We start from the raw sequence: 19,643 nt of genomic DNA on the forward strand, positions 1-19,643 counted from the left end.
TGGGAGGGATTTCGGTTGCCTGCGAAGCCTACATTGTGGCTTGAGTCACATCCCGTACGTCAAGGGTGAGATCGTTCTCAGGATCGAACACGGGTCGTACGGCCACGGGGCCGCGGATCGCGTGCTCCAGGGTACGGGCGGGGTGCACGTCCGTGCGCCTGCGGTCCACACTGTCGCCCGCGAGGCGGCCGAGCGGGACGAGCGGGCCGCCCGGAGCGAGGCGCAGGCGCAGCGGCCAGACGTCGTGGGCGGTGCCGCGCCGGCCCAGGAGGAGCGGGTAGGGCAGGGCGGCGCGGACCCGCCGGGCGTCCTGGACGGCGGCGGGCAGCTCGATGTCGTAGGCGCTGTCCAGGGGTGACACGGCGACGAGCGTGACGGGGCCGTGCGCGGGGAGCGGGCCGGCGGCGCCGTGCAGGGTGGCGGCGACGGTGAGGGAGTCCGTGCCGACGTGGATGCCGTCGAGCTCGGCGTGGGCGGGCCGGTGCCAGGCGCGGAGCGTGAGGGAGCCGGCCGCGGTGGTGTAGGGCACCCAGGCGGTGACCTGTGAGGCGTCGGAGGCCAGGGAGAGGTTGAGCAGCCTGGCCTGTTCGACGAGGGTGCTGCGGACGCGGGCGCGCGTGCGGTCGTCGGCGCGCTCCAGGTAGAAGTCCCAGCGGCCCTCGGCGAGCGGGACGGTCGCCCGGTCGAGGGTGGCGGTGTACGGGCCCTTGCCGGACTCCGGGCGGGGCAGGGGCAGCTCGACGCGCTCCCCGGGGCCGGTGCCGTCGGTGCCGCGGAGCAGTGCGACGAGGGTCAGCCGCTCGCCGCCGAGCCCGGCGCGGGGCAGCCGGACGGCGAGCCCGCCGTCGGGGGTCGCGCGGGCGGTGGCCCGGGGGCGCAGGGGCTTGAGCGGCGCGGGGGCGGCGGGGGTGGGCGCGGGTGCCGGTGCCGGGGGTTCCGGCTTGCGGCGCAGCGGGCGGACGATGCGGGCGGCGGTGCGGCGCAGGGCGAGCGCGGGTGCGGGCGCGGCCTTGGCGTCGGCCGTGGGCAGGGGTTCGGGCGGCGGGGGCAGCAGTTCGGGGCGGAGCTCCTGGACGATCCGCTCGAAGCGCTCGGCGATGCGGTCGGGGGTGTAGTGCCGGGCGGTGGCGCGGGCGGCGGTGCCGAGGTCGGCGCGGCGGGCCGGGTCGCCGGCGAGTGCGGTGAGGGCGGTGGCGAGGGCTTCCTCGTCGCCGACGGGTACGAGGAGGCCGTCGACCCCGTGGGTGATCAGTTCTCGGGGGCCGACGGGGCAGTCGGTGGAGATCACGGGGACGCCGCAGTGCATGGCGTCGACGATGGTGAGCCCGAAGGACTCGGCGTCGGAGGCGGAGACGCCGATGGCGGCCTTGGCCCACTCGGTCTCGGTGGTGGGGTGCGGGCCCATCAGGAAGGCGCGGTCGCTCAGTCCGAGCCGTTCGACGAGGGCGCGCAGCCGGGCGCGGTCGGGGCCGCGCCCGTAGATCCGCAGGGACCAGTCGGGGCGCTCCGCGGACATCTTGGCGAAGGCGCGTATCAGCAGGTCGAACCGTTTCGCCGGGACGAGGCGGCCGACGGCGACGACGATCCGGGAGGTGCCGTCGGACGGTTCGACGGCGGGGGCGGGGACGACGTTGGGCAGGCACCGGACGAGGCGGGGCGGCCGGGGGAGCCGGGCGCGGTAGGCGGTGGCGTCCTGCTCGGTGACCGTGAGGAAGCCGTCGAGCCGGGCGACGGCCGCGTCGCGCGCGGCGCGGACCTCGGGGTCGTGGGCGTCGTACGTCAGGTGGTCGTGGGCCAGCCGCAGGAAGGCGGGGGCCCGGCCGTCCGGGCCGGTCCCGCGGTCGTCGGCGGCCCGGGCGAGGTAGCCGGTCAGGCCGGGGCGGGTGGCGATCACCACGTCGGCGTCGGTGGCCTGGAGGTACTGCGTGATCCGGAGGTCGGCGAGGCGGCTGAACATCCGGGGCGAGCCCTCGGCGCCGGTCAGGACGGCGCTGGGCTGGTGCTGGAGCTCGTTGTCGTTCTCGGAGCCCGGGGCGTCCTCGCGGACGTCGATCAGGGGGATCAGCCGGACCCGGCGGTGCGGGGGCAGCTTCGGGGCGTCCGCGCCGCGGTAGACGGAGACGAGCTCGACGTCGTGGCGGGTGGCCAGCGCGTTCGCGAGGCCGGTGGTGGCGCGGACGGTGCCGCCGGCGCCGTAGGCGTGGTGGACGAGAAGCGCGATCTTCATGAGCGTGCGGACGGGCGGAGCTCCATGAACGCCACGCCGGCCCCCTCCCTGCCGGTTGTAGCCGGTTGTATCGGACAGTCGTTCAGAGGGTAACCGTGGTTCCGGGCGTGGCGAGCGGACGGACCCCGAGGGCGCTGGGAGGGTGGAAGTTGTGAAGGCGATGGTGGCGGTCTCCGCGGTCGTGGCCCTCGGGCTGACCGCCGGATGCGTGGGCGGTGACGGCGCGGCGGACGGGACCGGAAGGTCCGGGCGTTCGGGCGGGGTCCGGGGCGAGGGCAAGGACGCGCGCGACGCCGTGCGGGTGCTCAGCCCGGCGCAGCTGAAGCACGTCGAGCTCGGGGCGCGTGAGGTGCCCGGCTTCCAGATCGAGAAGGCGGGCGAGAGCGCGGCCGGCGGCGGCCGGCCGGGCACGGACCGGGCGCCGTGCCGCCCGCTGGTCGACGTGCTGGGCTCGCAGCCGCGGCCGAAGCCCGCGGCGTCCGTGGTGAACACCTTCGCCAAGGCGGGGGAGGGCCTGGACTTCGAGGGCCTGATGGGCATGATCCGGGTCTCCACGTACGGGCGCGACGGCGCGGCCGCCACCCTCAGGGGGCTGCGGTCGGCCGCCGAGGCGTGCGCCGACGGCTTCGGGATGCGCACGGGCGAGGGCGAGCCGCAGGAGTTCGCGTCCGTGCGGACGCTGCCGGCGCCGGAGCTGGGCGACGAGGCGGTGGCGTACCGCCTGGAGAACGCGGCGGAGCGGGCCCCGAGCCTGATCACGGTGGTGCGGTCCGGCAGCACGCTGGCGATGTTCTTCGCGACGAGCCTGTCGGACCCGGAGGGCGTGGAGATCCCGCCGGAGCTGGTGCGGGCGCAGGTGGCGAAGGTGGAGGGGGCGGAGCGGAAGGCGCCTACGGTGCCGCCGCCGCCGTCTTCCGGGGGGCCGGGGGAGGGGGGCGAGGCGGGGGACAGCGTGGGGTAGGGGGCGCCTGCGGCGGGCTTTTTCCCCACCCCGCCCCTTCCCGAACCGGGGCTCCGCCCCAGGCCCCGGTCCTCAAACGCCGGACGGGCTGAATTGTTGCCCGGAACCGGGCGAAATTCAGCCCGGCCGGCGTTGAGGACACCGCGCGTCAGCGCGGAAAAGGGGGCCCGGGGGCTTGCCCCCGCCACGCGGCGGAGCCGCACATCGGATGCAGCGGGAAGGGGTGGGTAGGGGAAAGCCCCGGCAGGGCACCCCCCACCGCCGCCCTACGCCTGCTTCTGCTTCCCTGCCGTCGGGGCCGTGCTCGGGGACGCCACCGACGCCTTCGCCTGTTGGTCCGCGCGGGCCCTGATGCGGCGGAAGGTGTAGCCGGCCACGTCGCGTCCCGCCGTCAGCGCCGCCTTGTCGTCCTCGCCGACGGCCTTCCCGTTGGTGTAGCCGGCGACCGTGAAGTACGCGTAGCGCCCCTCCGCGTTCGCCGTGAGGCGGCAGGCCGTGGAGCGGCAGAAGGCCGGGGTGTCGTCGTCCGACAGGGAGGTGATGTTCCCCGTCGACTGTTCCTTCGCCTTGTCCGCCGCGGCCTTCGTGTCGAAGACGGCGACGCCGACCGTCACCGCGACGCCGTCCCGTACGTACGTCGCGCGCAGCATCTTGCGGCAGCCGTTGTCCGTAAGGACGGAGCCGAGGCCGCCCTGGGTGGCCGAGGCGCAGTCCGTGGTGGTGGCCGTGTCGACGCGCTTGTACTTGCGCTTGTCGAGGACCGGCCTGGAGTGCGGGAAGAGCGTCTTCGTGCTCAGCGTCGCCTTGTCCTTGTCGGCGCTGGCTATGAACTCGTCCGGGTTCGGCGGGGCCGGGGGCGCTACCGGGGAGAAGGACGGCTCGGGGGACGCCGGGGCGGTCGGGCCGGCCGCCTTCTTGCCGCCGCCGCTGCCCTGGGAGGCCACGGCCGTCACCACGATCGCCGCGACCGCGCCCGCGGCCAGCACGCCGCCGCCCACGAAGAGCAGCTTGCGCCGGCGGCCCCGGTGCGCGGTGTTGTCCGCGAGCGCCGCCCAGTCGGGTGTCTGCGGCGCGCCGGTCGCCGCGCCGGGGACGCCGGGCCCCCAGGGGGCGGGCGGCTGCGGCGGCGGGGGCGGACCCCACTGCGGCTGCGGCATCGGCTGATGGGGATCCCCCGGGGCCCCCTGCGGCCCTCCCTGCCCAAAACTCATGGGGCGCATCGTAATCGTGTTGGTCGGGAGCCTCGACGGCGGCGACAATCCCTCTCATGGGACACGTGGACGCGGCACATCTGGAGTACTACCTTCCCGACGGACGGGTGCTGCTCGGCGACGTCTCGTTCCGGGTCGGGGAGGGCGCCGCGGTGGCCCTCGTCGGCGCGAACGGCGCGGGCAAGACGACGCTGCTGCGGCTGATCGCCGGTGAGCTCCAGCCGCACGGCGGCTCCGTGTCGGTCACCGGCGGCCTCGGTGTCATGCCGCAGTTCGTGGGGTCCGTGCGGGACGACCGTACGGTCCGTGACCTGCTGGTCTCGGTGGCCCAGCCGCGCATCAGGGAAGCCGCGCGGGCGGTCGACGAGGCCGAGACCGCGATCATGGAGCGGGACGACGAGGCCGCGCAGATGGCGTACGCCCAGGCCCTCTCCGACTGGGCCGAGGCGCGGGGGTACGAGGCCGAGACCGTCTGGGACATGTGCACGACTGCCGCGCTCGGCGTCCCCTACGACAAGGCGCAGTGGCGCCAGGTCCGCACCCTCTCCGGCGGCGAGCAGAAGCGGCTGGTGCTGGAGTCGCTGCTGCGCGGCACGGACGAGGTGCTGCTGCTCGACGAGCCGGACAACTATCTGGACGTCCCCGGCAAGCGCTGGCTGGAGGAGCGGCTGCGCGAGACGAAGAAGACCGTCCTCTTCGTCTCCCACGACCGCGAGCTGCTGGCCCGCGCCGCCGAGAAGATCATCAGCGTCGAGCCCGGCCCGGCCGGCAGCGACGTCTGGGTGCACGGTGGCGGCTTCGCCACGTACCACGAGGCCCGTAAGGAGCGCTTCGCCCGCTTCGAGGAGCTGCGCCGCCGCTGGGACGAGAAGCACGCCCAGCTGAAGAAGCTGGTGATCAATCTGCGGCAGGCCGCCGCGGTCAGCCACGAGATGGCCTCCCGCTACGCCGCGGCCCAGACCCGGCTGCGGAAGTTCGAGGAGGCCGGGCCGCCGCCGGAGCCGCCGCGCGAGCAGGACATCCGGATGCGGCTGCGCGGCGGCCGCACCGGCGTGCGCGCCGTGACCTGCGAGGGCCTGGAGCTCACGGGCCTGATGAAGCCGTTCGACCTGGAGGTCTTCTACGGCGAGCGGGTCGCGGTCCTCGGCTCGAACGGCTCGGGGAAGTCCCACTTCCTGCGGCTGCTCGCCGGTGAGGACGTCGCGCACACGGGCGCGTGGAAGCTGGGCGCGCGGGTCGTGGCCGGCCACTTCGCGCAGACCCACGCCCACCCCGAGCTGCTGGGCCGCACGCTCGTCGACATCCTGTGGACGGAGCACGCGAAGGACCGCGGCGGCGCGATGTCCGTGCTGCGCCGGTACGAGCTGGAGAAGCAGGGCGACCAGCGCTTCGAGAAATTGTCGGGCGGCCAGCAGGCGCGCTTCCAGATCCTGCTCCTGGAGCTGGCCGGCACGACGGCCCTGCTCCTGGACGAGCCGACGGACAACCTCGACCTGGAGAGCGCGGAGGCGCTCCAGGAGGGGCTGGAGGCGTACGAGGGCACTGTGCTCGCCGTCACGCACGACCGCTGGTTCGCGAGGTCTTTCGACCGTTTCGTGGTGTTCGGCGCGGACGGGCTGGTGCGGGAGGTCCCGGAGCCGGTGTGGGACGAGGGCCGGGTGGCCCGCCGGCGGTAGGGCCCGCGCGGGGCGCCCTCCGCCCCGCCGGAAGATCGGGAACACCGGACCCGCAGGTCACAGCGGTGCCGCGGCCGCCGGGCTCGCCGCCCGCGGCGACTAGTGGGACCATGTTTTGACCCAGCACGCAGGCGGCCGGTACTCTACGAGTTCGTTATGCGTATTGGCTAGTCGTTCTCACGCGAGGGGCCCTTACGCTTGTTCGTCGGTCGACATTCCGCCGGCGCGTGTTCGGGTTGCGTCCCCGGACCGCCGCCAGGGTGGACTGTCCGCCCGGAGGACCGTGTCAGGACCCGTCCCCTCAGCCTTAGCGGGCTTGGGGAGACCCCACTCGAAGAAGCGAAGGCTACGACCGTGCGTACGTTCAGCCCCAAGCCCGGCGATGTCCAGCGCCAGTGGCACATCATTGACGCGCAGGACGTCGTCCTGGGCCGTCTGGCCTCTCAGGCCGCCAACCTCCTGCGTGGCAAGCACAAGCCCGTGTATGCCCCGCACATGGACATGGGTGACTTCGTCATCATCATCAACGCCGACAAGGTTCACCTGTCCGGCAACAAGAAGACCCAGAAGCTGGCGTACCGCCACTCCGGCTTCCCGGGTGGTCTCCGTGCCGTTCGTTACGACGAGCTGCTCGACAAGAGCCCCGAGAAGGCCGTCGAGAAGGCCATCAAGGGCATGGTTCCCAAGAACTCCCTCGGCCGTCAGATGCTCTCGAAGCTGAAGGTCTACTCGGGCAGCGAGCACCCGCACGCCGCCCAGCAGCCCGTCCCGTTCGAGATTACCCAGGTCAAGCAGGGCTAGTCCCGGCCACCGCCGACCAGACAGAAAGTATCTGAGGAGAATCGTGGCTGAGACCACCGCCGAGACCCCCGTCATCGACGACGAGGCTGGCGTCGAGGAGTACACCACCGAGACCGAGGTCGTGGAGTCGGAGTACACCTCCGAGTCGCTCGCTTCCCGTTTCGGTGACCCCCAGCCGGCCGCCGGCCTGGGCCGTCGCAAGAACGCCATCGCCCGCGTCCGGATCGTTCCGGGCTCCGGCAAGTGGAAGATCAACGGTCGCACCCTTGAGGACTACTTCCCCAACAAGGTGCACCAGCAGGAAGTCAACGAGCCCTTCAAGGTGCTCGAGCTCGACGACCGCTACGACGTCATCGCCCGCATCGCGGGTGGCGGCGTGTCCGGCCAGGCCGGCGCCCTGCGCCTCGGTGTGGCCCGCGCCCTGAACGAGGCGGACGTGGACAACAACCGCGGCCCGCTGAAGAAGGCCGGCTTCCTGAGCCGCGACGACCGTGCGGTCGAGCGCAAGAAGGCCGGTCTCAAGAAGGCCCGCAAGGCCCCGCAGTACAGCAAGCGCTAAACACGCGGCTTCGCTGCTTCTGCTCGAACGCCCCGGCGGCACACTCCGTGCCCGCCGGGGCGTTCGGCTATCGGCGGCACGGGGCGTATACCTGGATGTATCCGGCTGCAACGCTCCGGTCCCGGACTCGACACCTTGATGTGCGGGGGCCCGCTCGTGGGACCCGTACCGCGTTTTTCGGAGGACACCAGTGGGACGACTCTTCGGTACGGACGGTGTGCGCGGCGTCGCGAACGCCGATCTGACGGCTGAGCTCGCGCTCGGCCTGTCGGTCGCCGCGGCGCATGTGCTCGCCGAGGCGGGTACGTTCGAGGGCCACCGCCCCGTGGCCGTCGTCGGACGAGATCCGCGCGCGTCCGGGGAGTTCCTGGAGGCCGCCGTCGTGGCCGGTCTCGCCAGCGCCGGCGTCGACGTCCTGCGGGTGGGCGTGCTGCCCACGCCGGCCGTCGCGTACCTCACCGGCGCGCTCGGCGCGGACCTCGGCGTGATGCTCTCCGCCAGCCACAACGCCATGCCGGACAACGGTGTCAAGTTCTTCGCCCGCGGCGGTCACAAGCTCGCCGACGAGCTGGAGGACCGGATCGAGCAGACCTACCGCTCCCACGCCTCCGGCGAGCCCTGGGACCGGCCCACCGGTGCCGGCGTCGGCCGTGTCCGCGACTACGACCAGGGCTTCGACAACTACGTCGCCCACCTGATCGGTGTGCTCCCCAACCGCCTCGACGGCCTCAAGGTCGTCATCGACGGCGCCCACGGCGCGGCCGCCCGGGTCTCCCCGGAGGCCTTCGCGCGGGCCGGCGCCGAGGTGGTCACCATCGGCACCGAGCCCGACGGTCTCAACATCAACCACGAGTGCGGCTCCACCCACCTGGAGAAGCTGCGGCAGGCCGTCGTCGAGCACGGCGCGGACCTCGGTGTCGCCCACGACGGTGACGCCGACCGCTGCCTGGCCGTGGACGCCAAGGGCAACGAGGTCGACGGCGACCAGATCCTGGCCGTCCTCGCCCTCGCCATGCGCGAGGCCGGCTCGCTGCGCAAGAACACCGTCGTCGCCACGGTGATGTCCAACCTGGGCTTCAAGCTGGCCATGGAGCGCGAGGGCGTCGACTTCGTCCAGACCGCGGTCGGCGACCGCTACGTCCTGGAGGAGATGAAGGCCCACGGCTACGCCCTCGGCGGCGAGCAGTCCGGCCACGTCATCGTCCTCGACCACGCCACCACCGGCGACGGCACCCTGACCGGCCTGATGCTGGCCGCCCGGGTCTCCGCCACCGGCCGGTCCCTGGCCGACCTGGCCGGCGTCATGGAGCGCCTCCCGCAGGTCCTCATCAACGTCCGCGACGTCGACAAGACCCGGGTCACGTCCTCGCCCGAGCTCACCGAGGCCGTCGAGACCGCCGAGCGCGAGCTGGGCTCCACCGGCCGGGTGCTGCTGCGCTCCTCCGGCACCGAGCCGCTCGTCCGGGTCATGGTCGAGGCCGCCGACATCGAGCAGGCGCGCGCGGTCGCGCAGCGCCTGGCCGACGTGGTGAAGTCCGCCCTGGGCTAGCCCCGGGGCCGGGGCGCACGCCCCGCCGGGTCAGCCCCGGGCCGTGACGACGCGCCGCCTCGCCCAGAACCACTTCTGGGCGAGGAGCGTGAGCGTGCCCGCGGCGATGATCCCCAGCAGGTTCAGCGCGAGCTGTACGGCCGAGCCACGGGTCTCCGACCAGTTGCCGTACGAGAGCGCCACGGCCGCGTTCGCCGCCGCCGGGACCGTCGTCACCGAGATCGCCACCCCGATCAGCGCCCCCGACTTCGCCGAGGTCAGGGAGAGGATCCCGGCGATGCCGGCCAGGAACGCCACCACGAAGGAGAAGGCGTCCGGCTGCCAGATGAACGAGGTCTGCGGGCGGTCCGCGAGGAACCTCGCCTCGTGGAAGAGCCCCACCCAGTCCATCAGCACGCTGAAGCCGCCGGTCAGCGCCATCGCCACCGGGAAGCCCACCAGCAGCGCCGCCATCGACCGCCAGGCCAGCCGGGGCGCCCGCCGCACGATCGCCGTGCACAGCCCGGCCAGCGGGCCGAACTCCGGGCCCACCGCCATGGCGCCCACGATCAGGATCGCGCTGTCCATGATCACGCCGCAGGCGGCCAGCATCGTCGCGACGGTGAGGAACGCCAGGAACGTGACGGTGAGCGTGGACTCCTCGTGCGTCTCCTCGACCAGCGACTCCCAGACGACCGCGTCGGCCCCGTCGCCCGGGGCCGCCTCCTCGGCCGCGTCGGCGCGCCGCGAGAGCATCAGACCGATGTCGTCGACGGAGACCGAGCCCCACTCCGGCAGCCCGGCCGCGCGCAGCTCGCCCAGCAGCCCGTCGGCCGCCTCGCGCGCCACGTCGCACAGCACGATGTCGCCGCGCGGGCTGCGGGCGGCGCCGGTGAGGACGGCCAGATGGGTGACGCCCACGGTCTTCTCGACGAGCGCCACGACCTCCTCGGTGCGGTCCGCCGGGGTCATCATCCGCAGGTGCAGCATGGGTCACGTCCTCGCGGGTGTCAGAGCTTGCGCAGGGAGAGCCGCTGCACCTTGTGGTCGGGGCCCTTGCGCAGGATCAGGTTCGACCGGCCGCGGGTGGGCGCCACGTTCTCCAGCAGGTTCGGCTTGTTGATGGTCCGCCAGTTGCGGTGCGCGTAGTCCAGGGCCTCCTCCTCGGAGACCTGGGTGTACTTGCGGAAGTACGAGTCGGGGTCCTGGAAGGCGGTCTTCCGGAGCTTCTTGAAGCGCTCGTAGTACCAGCGCTCGATGTCCTCGGCGCGCGCGTCCACGTACACGCTGAAGTCGAAGAAGTCGGCGAGGCCGACCCGGGTGCGGCCGTCGGTGCCGGGCAGGGCCGGCTGGAGGACGTTCAGGCCCTCGATGATCAGGATGTCCGGGCGGTGCACGGTCAGCCGCTCGCCGGGCACGATGTCGTAGATCAGATGGGAGTAGACGGGCGCGGAGACCTCGTCCCGGCCCGCCTTCACGTCCGCGACGAAGCGGGTCAGGGCGCGCCGGTCGTAGGACTCGGGGAAACCTTTCCGCGACATCAGGCCGCGGCGGTGCAGCTCGGCGTTGGGCAGCAGGAAGCCGTCCGTGGTCACGAGCTCCACGCGGGGGTGCTCCGGCCAGCGGGCCAGCAGCGCCTGGAGGAGGCGGGCCGTGGTCGACTTGCCGACCGCGACGCTGCCCGCGACGCCTATGACGAAGGGGGTGCCCGGCTGGGAGCCGTGCCCGCGGTCGCCCGCCTCGCCGAGGAAGGTGTTCAGCGTGCCGCGCAACTGGCTGGTCGCGCCGACGTAGAGGTTGAGCAGGCGGGACAGCGGCAGGTAGACGTCGCGGACCTCGTCGAGGTCGATGACGTCGCCGAGCCCGCGCAGCCGCTCGACCTCGTCGGCGGTCAGCGGCAGCGGTGTGTTCTCCCGCAGCGCGCTCCACTCCGCGCGGGTGAGGTCCACGTACGGGGACGAGTCGGCGCGGCGACGGTGCTGCGGCTGCTCTGTGGTGGTCGGCACGGGCCCATTGTGCGCGGGTGACGCTCGGTGCTCACTTCCGGGTGCTGGGTGAGGGTGTTCTTGTGCGGTTTGTGTGGCTCGTGCGGTTCCAGGCGGCTCCAGAAGGTGAAGTTCTCCGAGAGCCCTGTACCTACTGGCCGGTCAGTACTAGCGTCCCTGCCTCCTGACCGCCGCACCATGCTGGGGACGCCGTGTTGGTCATCCTTTCCGTGCGGGCCGCCGTGCGCAGGCTCGTATGCCGTGATCGCCGCGATCGCCGTGACGTGCGTGAGCGCGCCGCCCCGCCGGGGTGCGCGGACGGGCGCGGCCGTTCGGGCCCGCGCCGCGCCGTGCGCCCGGGCGGGGCCGGGTCCGGGACCGGGCCCGGCGGCCGGGACGCGTTCGCCGCACAGGTGTGCGGGGAGCTGTGCGCGGAGCTGCCGGACGAGGACCTGGGCCAGGACCTCGACGACTGCCTGGACCGCTACCAGCTGGGCAGCAAGCCGCGCTGCGAGGAGGTGGAGTACCTGGAGCTCGTCCAGGAGGCCATCGACCGCATCGAACGGGGCCGTTGAGCCATTGGTGGCACCTCCGGCGGGGCCTGAGCCGTACGCTGCTGCGCATGTGCGGAATCGTTGGCTATGTGGGAGGGCAGTGCGCCCTCGACGTCGTATTGGCAGGGCTGCGGCGCCTGGAGTACCGCGGCTATGACTCGGCCGGGGTGGCGGTCCTGGCCGACGGCGGGCTCGCCTCGGCGAAGAAGGCGGGCAAGCTCGCCAACCTGGAGAAGGAGCTCTCGGACCGGCCGCTGCCCTCCGGGCCCACCGGCATCGGCCACACCCGCTGGGCCACCCACGGCGGCCCCACCGACGCCAACGCCCACCCGCACCTCGACAACGCGGGCCGGGTCGCGGTCGTCCACAACGGCATCATCGAGAACTTCGCGGAGCTGCGCGCGGAGCTTCTGGAGCGGGGCCACGACCTCGCCTCGGAGACCGACACCGAGGTCGTCTCGCACCTGCTCTCCGAGGCCTTCTCCTCCTGCGGCGACCTCGCCGAGTCCATGCGGCAGGTGTGCCGCCGGCTGGAGGGCGCGTTCACGCTGGTCGCGGTGCACGCGGACGAGCCGGACGTGGTCGTCGGCGCCCGCCGCAACTCCCCCCTCGTCGTCGGCGTCGGGGACGGCGAGGCGTTCCTCGCCTCCGACGTCGCCGCCTTCATCGCCCACACCCGGGAGGCGATCGAGCTCGGCCAGGACCAGGTCGTGGAGGCCCGCCGGGACGGCGTCACGGTCACGGACTTCGACGGCGCGCCCGCGGACGTCCGGGCGTACCACGTCGACTGGGACGCCTCGGCCGCCGAGAAGGGCGGCTACGACTACTTCATGCTGAAGGAGATCGCCGAGCAGCCGAAGGCCGTCGCCGACACCCTCCTGGGCCGCATCGACGCGGCGGGCGCGCTCTCCCTCGACGAGGTGCGGATCCCCGCGTCCGTGCTCCGCGAGGTCGACAAGGTCGTCATCGTGGCCTGCGGCACGGCGTACCACGCCGGCATGATCGCCAAGTACGCCATCGAGCACTGGACCCGCATCCCCTGCGAGACCGAGCTCGCCAGCGAGTTCCGCTACCGCGACCCGATCCTCGACCCGCGGACGCTCGTCATCGCCATCAGCCAGTCGGGCGAGACCATGGACACCCTGATGGCCCTGCGGCACGCCCGGGAGCAGGGCGCGAAGGTGCTCGCGATCTGCAACACGAACGGCTCGACGATCCCGCGGGAGTCGGACGCGGTCCTCTACACCCACGCGGGCCCCGAGGTCGCCGTCGCCTCGACGAAGGCCTTCCTCACCCAGCTGGTGGCCTGCTATCTGGTCGCCCTGTACCTGGGCCAGGTGCGCGGCACCAAGTGGGGCGACGAGATCGTCTCGGTGATCCGCGAGCTCTCCGAGATCGCCACGCAGGTGGAGGAGGTCCTGGAGACCATGGAGCCGGTGCGCGAGCTGGCCCGCTCCCTGGCCGACAAGAACACCGTCCTCTTCCTCGGCCGGCACGTCGGCTACCCCGTGGCCCTGGAGGGCGCCCTCAAGCTCAAGGAGCTGGCGTACATGCACGCCGAGGGCTTCGCGGCGGGCGAGCTCAAGCACGGCCCGATCGCGCTCATCGAGCACGACGTGCCGGTGGTCGTGGTCGTCCCGTCCCCCCGGGGCCGCTCCGTCCTGCACGACAAGATCGTCTCCAATATCCAGGAGATCCGCGCCCGGGGCGCCCGTACGATCGTCATCGCCGAGCGCGGCGACTCGTCGGTCCACCCCTACGCCGACCACCTGATCGAGATCCCCGCGACGCCCGTCCTGCTCCAGCCGCTGGTCGCCACCGTGCCGTTGCAGGTCTTCGCCTGCGAGCTGGCCACGGCCCGCGGCAACGAGGTCGACCAGCCGCGCAACCTCGCGAAGTCGGTGACGGTCGAATGATCGTAGGAGTCGGCATCGACGTCGCCGAGATCGACCGCTTCGACGCGGCCCTCCGCCGCACCCCGGCCATGGCCGAACGCCTGTTCCTGGAGCGCGAGCTGTACCTCCCGAGCGGTGAGCGCCGCGGCATCGCCTCCCTCGCCGCCCGCTTCGCCGCGAAGGAGGCTGTGGCCAAGGCGCTGGGCGCCCCCGGCAATCTGCTGTGGACGGACGCCGAGGTCACGACGGAGAGCAGCGGGCAGCCGCGGCTGGTGGTGACGGGGACGGTGGCGACGCGGGCGGAGGAGCTGGGGGTGACGTCGTGGCATGTGTCGCTGAGCCATGACGCGGGGTCGCTTCCGCTGTGGTGATCGCGGAGCGGTAGGGGGCGTTGTCGCTTTGCCGGTGCGGCCTCTGTGTGTGGGGGCCGCACCGGTCAGGGAGCCGGGCAGGGCAGCGCCGGTGCGGCTCGGTTCGGCGAGCAGGTCACCAACGCCAGTGACAGGAACAGCGGTTGGTTCAGGTAATGCCCGAGCGACACGTCCCCGCCCCAGCTCAACCTCTCCCGGGCGGCACGGCCCTGTCCCGCCAGCCGCCGTGCGTCTCTGTCCTGTGGTGAAAGGAACCTGGGGGCGTGCTCGGCGAGCCGCGCCGTGAGCCAGTCCACGGCCGTTTCCGGGTCCGTCCAGGTGCCCCGGACCACCCCGGCCGGCTTCAACAGCCAATGCGCCGTCTGCATCGGCGGAACCTCCGACCGTGTGAATGCCGGGCTCTCCGGTCTCCGGACGCCTTCCTTGTCGAATGTCGACTTCTCGCCGACCCACATGTATCCGTGCACGTGCAACGATGTCACCGCTCCGTGGACCGATGGGCCCCGGCGCCGAGCGCTGTGGCGACGGGCCGGGGCCGCGGACGTACAGCTAGGCCGAGAGGCCGAAGCGTCCGGGGTCGATTCCGGCGGCCCGCAGCTCGGCGGTGCTGAACCTCAGCGGCTCCTGCTCGGGCCGCTTGCTGTCGCCTACGGCCCAGACGCCGTCGTCGACGCGGGCGAGGGTGACGCACGATTCGCCGTCGGGGTGCGTGTTGCCCCCGCATGCCTTTGCGAACTGGATTCCCTCGATGGGGAGGTCGTAGAAATCGATCCGCGCCATGGTCCACCTGTTTCTCTCGGGTATCCGGCCGCCTTCCGGGCGGTCATGGCGCAATGTTCCCGGCGGGGCTGCGACTCTTCCAGAGGAATTTCCGTAGTGAAATAAAGATCAAGACCGGTATGCGTCAGCCCATAGGGAAAGGAGCTCCCGGGCCGGATCCCCGGTGAGCGCCCTACGCTCGTACCCGGCGAACACGTCGAGATGTTCCGCGATGTCCCTGGGGTCGCGGAACACCAGCCTGCCGGTGAAGTTCTCCACCGTCGCGAGCCGCTCGTCGTACACCGTGAAGGTGTTCATAGGGCCTCGCGTCATGACGGTGCCGCAGGGAATGACGCCGAATCGCAGGTTCGGTAGATGGGAGAGCGACACGATCCGGTCGATCTGCACGGCCATGGCCGGTGCGGGCATGATCGCCCATCGCACTGCCTGCTCGGTGAGCAGGAACGTAAAGGACTTGGAGGTGTCGTAGAGCACGGCCTGCCGCTCCAGCTTCCGTGCGACCGTCCTCGACGTGTCTCCCGGGGAGTGAGTCAGGCTCGCTCGCACGTATTCCGGGGTCGCCAGCAACCCGGTGATCATGGCGGGCAGGAAGAATCGGAATGTGGTCGACTCGGATTCCAGGGCCAGGAGTTCCGCCTGGCGCTTCTCCAGCCCGCGCCGCCAGGAGGAGCGCTTGTCCTGCCATTCGGTATTGGCGATCCGGGCGAGTGCGGTGATCTCGGCGATCAAGGCGGGAGGAGCGTCGAGAGCCCGAAGGATCCGCTCGACGTCCAGGAGCCGGGGTGTCTTCTTGCCTGTCTCGAATTTGCTGATCTGCGATTGGGACATGTTGCAGCGTTTGGCGAGCCGGTCCCCGGTGAGGCCGGCCCGCCTGCGTAGCTCACGGAGCTTCTCCGCCAGATCCGTCTGCGACTGACCCAGCTGCTCAGGCTCGAATGTCACCCGCCGTCTTCACATACTCGGCGAACGGCACGGATGCGGCCTGCGCCAGGCGTTTCCACTCCCGGTACGGCGAGGTGTCGCCGCTGACGGTTTCGCGGTTGATCTGGGTCCCGTCGGTCCGGAAGTTCAGGTGCACCACGCGGGCGTCGTCGAACATCCACCAGTCGGTGGTCGTCAACGGCAGCCCGTGGTCGTCATGGGTGACATCGAGGACGCGGATGTCCTCCCCGGCCCGGATGTTTTCGGGGATGCCCCAGGCGAACTGGTACCTCTGGTACGCGGTGAGCGGTTGCCGGACGATGCGTACTCGGCCTATGCGGCGCCCGGACGCCACGTACTCGCGAATGCGCTCGTGCCAGCGGGCGTTGTGTCCCGGCGGCATCGGCTCGCCCCGCAGGAACGCGGCCACGCTCTCGGCCTCCCGGGGCATGGTGTAGGTCGGCTGCGCCTCGAATCGCCACGCGTCCGTCTGGAAGGCGTCGAAGGCCTTCCGCCACTCCTCGCCATCCAAGTGCACGGACCGCCTCCTTCAGTACCGATTCCGGGATCTCTACGAGGGCTTCGCCCTCCGGCGCGACGAAGCCGCGGTAGATGTCGCCTTGGACGACGACGCTGCTCCTGCCCTCATGGCGGTACACGTTGGGGCAGTCGTCGTCATCGCACTGGGGTCCACCGGACCTGCCGGTGAGCCGGGTCAGTTCCTGGCGCGCCATGGTGCCCCCTTGTCCCGGCCTCGCCCGAGGCCGCCGGTCGACGCTAGTGAAGCGTCGGGTGGCGCGTCCACGTGCACCGCGAACTATTCCCGTTCCGGAATAAAAGATCACCGGTTGACCACATCGCGGTCGGCTGCCGTGCAGGGAGCCGTCCGGGCTCGCCCGCAAAGACGAACGGCCCCCGGTTTGGGGGCCGTTGGCCTTACTCCCGGGTGTGCCAGGAGTACCGTTCCGAGTGTCGAAGTCAGAACGGAGCTCAGTATGCCTGACGAGATTGACAAGTACATCGGCGCGCGGATCGCGGAGCGGCGCGCGGACCGGGGGCTCACTCAGCAGGGGTTGGCGATGCGGGCCCATGTCTCCAAGTCGCTGCTGTCGAAGGTGGAGTGCGGGCAGCGGCCCGCGTCGCCCGAGCTAGTGGCGGCGTGTGCTCGTGGCCTGGGGTTATGCCCGCCGATCTGCTGGGGCAGCCCTATCTCGACGAGCTGCGGCGGGATCAGCTGGATCTGCTGATCCAGCCCATCCGGGAGGCCTTGAATCTGCACAACCTCGGTCACGATCCGAGCGTTCGGCCTCGCCCACTGGAACAACTGGCCGGTGATCGTGACCGTGTCTGCCTGCTCGTACATGAGACCGATCTCCGGAAGGCCGCGGCGGATCTGCCCGCCCTGATGGTGGAGGCGATCGCCGTCGCCCATGCCACCGGCGACCCTCGGGCGTGGGCCCTGCTGGCGGGGCTGGACCGGGTGGCGTTCAATGTCTCGGCGAAGTTCGGGTTCCACGACCTCTCGCTCGTCGCCGCCGGCCGTGCGGAGTACGCGTGTGAGCGCGCCCAGGATCCGTCGCTTGCGGCGATGGCGAAGTGGATGCACACCATCGCGTGCCTGCGCTCGGGCGAGTTCGCCACCGGTAGGCGCCTGCACGCGGTCGGGATGCGGTACGTGGAGGACGTGGCCGAAGGGCCTGAACGGGACGCGGCAACAGGGCAGATGGAGCTCGCGGCCGCGCTCCTCGACGTCCGGTGCGGTGACATGGACGCGGCGCACGGTCACCTTGAGGAGGCCGAGCGGTACGCGCGGCGCACCGGGGACGTGACACCGGCCCGCTGGCTCGGTTCCGACCCCCCGGAGGTGGTCGCGCCGGACCGGATCGGTTTCCGGGAGAGGGGCGTGCACTGGTACGCGTTCGGCCCCACCAACGTCGCGGCGCACCGCATCTCAGCCCTGGCCGACCACAACGACCACGCCCAGGCGGTGCGCGTCGGCCGGACGCTCCGCATTCCCGAGGGCTGGCCCGCCATGCGCGCCGGCCAGGTGCACATCGACCTGGCGCGCTCGCACCTGTGGACCGGCCAGGACGACGCGGCGTTCCGCAGCCTGCTGGACGCCCAGCGGGTGGCACCCCAGCAGACGCGATACCACCCGCAGGTCCGCGAGACGGTCGTACAGCTCCGGAAGCGTGAGCGGCAGAGCCGGGGGACCCTGGCCCACTTCGCCGAGTGGGTCGGCGTCTGACGCCAGAAGTCACGTCCGGACGTTGCACAGATCGGTGCAACTTCCGGCAGCCGAACGGCGGCAGGCTGACCGGGTCAGCGAAGTCCCCCGCGACCGCGTGAACGGCCCGGGGGCGTGGCCCACGCTTACAAGGAGCGTCGACATGCGAGACCTTAGCCGCCGGATCACCCTCTGGGCGAGAGCCCGTTTCGGCTTCAGGACAGAACGGGGAGCGGCACCCACGCCGGACGGCGGACCCGTACCGCGCATGGTGGTCGGGGCGCACGGGATCAACCTGATGTACGCGGAGGGGGAGGCCCGATGAGCGCGAGCCCCGGCGTCGTCGCCGTGCCCGTCCGGCAGGAAAGCTACAAGATGGTGGCCCCCACCAGCCCCGCCACCGCCCGGCTCGCCCGGGACTTCGTCACCGCCGCCCTCGTCGCGGCGGAGCGGCGGCCGCTGATCGAGGACGCGCGGATCTGCGTCTCCGACGCCGTCGCGAACGTCGTGCGGCACGCGCGCGTGCCCGAGCTCAGCGTGGAGATGACCGTCGGCGAGGGGCACGTCGTGGTGGCCGTACGGGACGACGACCCCGCCCGGCCGCCGTGGCCGCGCGGCCCGCAGCACGTGGGGGAGGGCGGCCGGGGGCTCGGGCTCGTGCGGCGGCTCGCGCACGCCTCCGGGGTGACGTGGGTGTGGGACGGGCTGGACCTCGTCGGCAAGCGGGTCTGGTTCGAGCTGCGGGAGGGGGCCGGCGGGCACCCGCACTGAGCGGGGGGCGGGGCCCAGGCGGGGCTCGGACGGCCGCGTTCCGCGTCCTGCGCGAGGTCGTCGCCGCCTACGCTTGACCCTCCAGCTGAGGGAGACCCCAAGGTGGCGGACATGGACGACGACGCCCTCCATTCCATCGGTGACCTGGCCCGGCTGACCGGTCTCACGGTCAAGACCATCCGGTTCTGGTCCGATGCCGGAGTGGTGCCGCCGACCGCCCGCACCCCCGCGGGCTACCGGCTCTACGGTCAGGAGGCGCTCGCCCGCCTCGGCCTCGTCAGGACGCTGCGCGACCTCGGCGTCGGGCTCGTGGACATCCGGCGTGTGCTGGAGCGCGAGATCACCGTCACCGAGGTCGCCGCGGCGCACGCCGAGGCGCTGGAGGTGCAGATCCGCACGTTGCGGCTGCGCCGGGCCGTGCTGAGAGCGGTGGCCGGACGCGGGGCGACACCCGAGGAGACGGAACTCATGCACAAGCTCGCGAACCTCTCGGACCAGGAACGCCGCCGCCTGATCCACGACTTCATCGACCACGCCTTCCAAGGCGTCGACGTCGACGACGCGTTCATGACGACGATGCGCGGCTCCGTGCCCGTACTGCCGGACGACCCGGCCCCGGAGCAGGTCGCGGCCTGGGTCGAGCTGGCCGAGCTCGTCCAGGACGACGAGTTCCGCGCCGGGATGCGGCGCGCCGCCGAGGACCAGGTCCGGGCAGCCGAGGAGGTCGGGCGGCCGGGCCCGGACGAGACCCGGGAACTGGCCGAAATCATGCGGGCCCGGACGGACGCGGCCCGCGAGGCGGGCATCGACCCGGCTTCCGAGGCCGCCGGGCCGATCGTCGACGAGCTCGTCCGGCGGAGCGCCGAGCTGTCCGGCCGGGAGGACGGGCCGGAGTTCCGGGAGTGGCTGCTGGGACGGCTGGAGATCGGCAATGACTCGCGGTACGAGCGGTACTGGCGGCTCGTCGCCGTCGTCAACGGCTGGCCGGTGACGCCCGGCATGGGCCCGGCCGTGGAGTGGCTGAGCGCCGGGCTGCGGGCGAGGGGCGCCGGGGCCGCCACCGAGGGCTGAGACGGTGGAGGGGACGGGCCGGGCGGAGTCCGCGGCTCCGTACCGCCGTCCCCCTCCGATCCCCCACACCCGCCCCTCATCTGGCGTATCGTCAGCGCCGCGCTC

General features: G+C 72.2%; 19 protein-coding genes and 2 pseudogenes. 12 read left to right on the forward strand and 9 right to left on the reverse strand.

Going from position 1 to position 19,643, the window contains the following annotated elements; genetic code table 11:
* Positions 1-28: 28 nt before the first annotated feature.
* On the reverse strand, positions 29-2,227 hold the full coding sequence (locus tag SMD11_RS19045) for a glycosyltransferase (RefSeq protein WP_087927582.1): 2,199 nt from the start codon (positions 2,225-2,227) through the stop codon (positions 29-31).
* 142 nt (positions 2,228-2,369) lie between these two features.
* On the opposite strand from SMD11_RS19045, the gene SMD11_RS19050 reads away from it, so the two are divergent.
* The gene (locus tag SMD11_RS19050) at positions 2,370-3,188 is read left to right on the forward strand and encodes a hypothetical protein (protein WP_159395321.1); all 819 of its coding nucleotides are present in this window, start codon (positions 2,370-2,372) and stop codon (positions 3,186-3,188) included.
* 266 nt (positions 3,189-3,454) lie between these two features.
* Here SMD11_RS19050 and SMD11_RS19055 read toward each other — a convergent pair whose 3' ends face one another.
* Positions 3,455-4,345: a hypothetical protein gene (locus SMD11_RS19055; RefSeq protein WP_234366088.1), complete on the reverse strand. Its 891-nt coding sequence runs from the start codon at positions 4,343-4,345 to the stop codon at positions 3,455-3,457.
* A gap of 110 nt (positions 4,346-4,455) precedes the next feature.
* Between SMD11_RS19055 and SMD11_RS19060 the strand changes: the two genes are divergently transcribed.
* The 4 genes from SMD11_RS19060 (at position 4,456) to glmM (ending at position 8,984) form a co-directional block, all read left to right on the forward strand.
* Positions 4,456-6,075, forward strand: coding sequence for an ABC-F family ATP-binding cassette domain-containing protein (locus SMD11_RS19060; RefSeq protein WP_087927585.1), 1,620 nt, complete (start codon positions 4,456-4,458; stop codon positions 6,073-6,075).
* 354 nt (positions 6,076-6,429) lie between these two features.
* Entirely contained in the window at positions 6,430-6,876 is a 447-nt protein-coding gene (gene rplM, locus SMD11_RS19065) for a 50S ribosomal protein L13 (RefSeq protein ID WP_087927586.1), read from the forward strand.
* 43 nt (positions 6,877-6,919) lie between these two features.
* Positions 6,920-7,435: a 30S ribosomal protein S9 gene (rpsI, locus tag SMD11_RS19070; protein ID WP_087927587.1), complete on the forward strand. Its 516-nt coding sequence runs from the start codon at positions 6,920-6,922 to the stop codon at positions 7,433-7,435.
* Positions 7,436-7,625: 190 nt separating this feature from the next.
* Positions 7,626-8,984 (forward strand): phosphoglucosamine mutase, encoded by a 1,359-nt coding sequence (gene glmM, locus SMD11_RS19075; protein ID WP_087927588.1) that lies wholly within the window; start codon positions 7,626-7,628, stop codon positions 8,982-8,984.
* A gap of 30 nt (positions 8,985-9,014) precedes the next feature.
* On the opposite strand, the gene SMD11_RS19080 is transcribed toward glmM, so the two are convergent.
* On the reverse strand, positions 9,015-9,953 hold the full coding sequence (locus SMD11_RS19080; protein ID WP_087927589.1) for a DUF389 domain-containing protein: 939 nt from the start codon (positions 9,951-9,953) through the stop codon (positions 9,015-9,017).
* 20 nt (positions 9,954-9,973) lie between these two features.
* A complete protein-coding gene (gene coaA / locus SMD11_RS19085) occupies positions 9,974-10,969 on the reverse strand; it encodes a type I pantothenate kinase (protein ID WP_087927590.1) in 996 nt (331 codons plus the stop codon).
* 329 nt (positions 10,970-11,298) lie between these two features.
* Between coaA and SMD11_RS19090 the strand changes: the two genes are divergently transcribed.
* From SMD11_RS19090 to SMD11_RS19100, 3 genes and pseudogenes are all read left to right on the forward strand, one after another.
* Positions 11,299-11,523 carry a hypothetical protein gene (locus tag SMD11_RS19090; RefSeq protein ID WP_087927591.1) on the forward strand — a complete coding sequence of 75 codons (225 nt, stop codon included), beginning with the start codon at positions 11,299-11,301 and terminating at the stop codon, positions 11,521-11,523.
* A gap of 47 nt (positions 11,524-11,570) precedes the next feature.
* Positions 11,571-13,418 (forward strand): glutamine--fructose-6-phosphate transaminase (isomerizing), encoded by a 1,848-nt coding sequence (glmS, locus tag SMD11_RS19095; protein WP_087927592.1) that lies wholly within the window; start codon positions 11,571-11,573, stop codon positions 13,416-13,418.
* A pseudogene (locus tag SMD11_RS19100) lies at positions 13,415-13,782 on the forward strand (holo-ACP synthase). The gene glmS and the pseudogene SMD11_RS19100 overlap by 4 nt, the downstream one beginning before the upstream one ends.
* 51 nt (positions 13,783-13,833) lie before the next feature.
* Here the strand turns inward: SMD11_RS19100 and SMD11_RS19105 are convergent.
* The 5 genes and pseudogenes from SMD11_RS19105 to SMD11_RS36445 form a co-directional block, all read right to left on the reverse strand.
* Positions 13,834-14,136, reverse strand: coding sequence for a hypothetical protein (locus tag SMD11_RS19105; RefSeq protein ID WP_324614755.1), 303 nt, complete (start codon positions 14,134-14,136; stop codon positions 13,834-13,836).
* A gap of 181 nt (positions 14,137-14,317) precedes the next feature.
* A complete protein-coding gene (locus SMD11_RS19110) occupies positions 14,318-14,548 on the reverse strand; it encodes a DUF397 domain-containing protein (protein ID WP_087927593.1) in 231 nt (76 codons plus the stop codon).
* A 108-nt stretch (positions 14,549-14,656) separates the two neighbouring features.
* Positions 14,657-15,490, reverse strand: a complete 834-nt coding sequence (locus SMD11_RS19115) for a helix-turn-helix domain-containing protein (RefSeq protein WP_087927594.1) — start codon at positions 15,488-15,490, stop codon at positions 14,657-14,659.
* Entirely contained in the window at positions 15,474-16,007 is a 534-nt protein-coding gene (locus SMD11_RS19120) for a DUF6879 family protein (protein WP_087927595.1), read from the reverse strand. Before SMD11_RS19120 ends, SMD11_RS19115 begins: the two co-directional genes overlap by 17 nt.
* Positions 15,994-16,203 (reverse strand): annotated as a pseudogene (locus SMD11_RS36445) (hypothetical protein); the annotation flags it as partial. The gene SMD11_RS19120 and the pseudogene SMD11_RS36445, both read right to left, overlap by 14 nt.
* A gap of 345 nt (positions 16,204-16,548) precedes the next feature.
* Here SMD11_RS36445 and SMD11_RS37330 point away from each other — a divergent pair.
* The 4 genes from SMD11_RS37330 (at position 16,549) to SMD11_RS19145 (ending at position 19,538) form a co-directional block, all read left to right on the forward strand.
* Positions 16,549-16,716 (forward strand): hypothetical protein, encoded by a 168-nt coding sequence (locus tag SMD11_RS37330; RefSeq protein WP_418952530.1) that lies wholly within the window; start codon positions 16,549-16,551, stop codon positions 16,714-16,716.
* A complete protein-coding gene (locus tag SMD11_RS19135; protein WP_087927597.1) occupies positions 16,650-17,717 on the forward strand; it encodes a transcriptional regulator in 1,068 nt (355 codons plus the stop codon). The genes SMD11_RS37330 and SMD11_RS19135 overlap by 67 nt, the downstream gene beginning before the upstream one ends.
* Positions 17,718-18,017: 300 nt before the next feature.
* Positions 18,018-18,467 (forward strand): ATP-binding protein, encoded by a 450-nt coding sequence (locus tag SMD11_RS19140; protein WP_087927598.1) that lies wholly within the window; start codon positions 18,018-18,020, stop codon positions 18,465-18,467.
* Positions 18,468-18,578: 111 nt separating this feature from the next.
* Positions 18,579-19,538, forward strand: coding sequence for a MerR family transcriptional regulator (locus SMD11_RS19145; protein WP_087927599.1), 960 nt, complete (start codon positions 18,579-18,581; stop codon positions 19,536-19,538).
* Positions 19,539-19,643 lie beyond the last annotated feature (105 nt).

Origin of the sequence: Streptomyces albireticuli, assembly GCF_002192455.1 — a bacterium.
Lineage (GTDB): Bacteria > Actinomycetota > Actinomycetes > Streptomycetales > Streptomycetaceae > Streptomyces > Streptomyces albireticuli_B.

What these genes read in the sequence shown, in the direction of transcription:
- SMD11_RS19045 (WP_087927582.1), bottom strand. Translation starts at nt 2,227, where the DNA reads ATGAAGATCGCGCTTCTCGTCCACCACGCCTACGGCGCCGGCGGCACC.
- SMD11_RS19055 (WP_234366088.1), bottom strand. Translation starts at nt 4,345, where the DNA reads ATGCCGCAGCCGCAGTGGGGTCCGCCCCCGCCGCCGCAGCCGCCCGCC.
- SMD11_RS19060 (WP_087927585.1), top strand. Translation starts at nt 4,456, where the DNA reads ATGGGACACGTGGACGCGGCACATCTGGAGTACTACCTTCCCGACGGA.
- SMD11_RS19080 (WP_087927589.1), bottom strand. Translation starts at nt 9,953, where the DNA reads ATGCTGCACCTGCGGATGATGACCCCGGCGGACCGCACCGAGGAGGTC.
- glmS (WP_087927592.1), top strand. Translation starts at nt 11,571, where the DNA reads ATGTGCGGAATCGTTGGCTATGTGGGAGGGCAGTGCGCCCTCGACGTC.
- SMD11_RS19105 (WP_324614755.1), bottom strand. Translation starts at nt 14,136, where the DNA reads ATGCAGACGGCGCATTGGCTGTTGAAGCCGGCCGGGGTGGTCCGGGGC.
- SMD11_RS19110 (WP_087927593.1), bottom strand. Translation starts at nt 14,548, where the DNA reads ATGGCGCGGATCGATTTCTACGACCTCCCCATCGAGGGAATCCAGTTC.
- SMD11_RS37330 (WP_418952530.1), top strand. Translation starts at nt 16,549, where the DNA reads ATGCGGGCCCATGTCTCCAAGTCGCTGCTGTCGAAGGTGGAGTGCGGG.
- SMD11_RS19135 (WP_087927597.1), top strand. Translation starts at nt 16,650, where the DNA reads ATGCCCGCCGATCTGCTGGGGCAGCCCTATCTCGACGAGCTGCGGCGG.
- SMD11_RS19140 (WP_087927598.1), top strand. Translation starts at nt 18,018, where the DNA reads ATGAGCGCGAGCCCCGGCGTCGTCGCCGTGCCCGTCCGGCAGGAAAGC.
- SMD11_RS19145 (WP_087927599.1), top strand. Translation starts at nt 18,579, where the DNA reads ATGGACGACGACGCCCTCCATTCCATCGGTGACCTGGCCCGGCTGACC.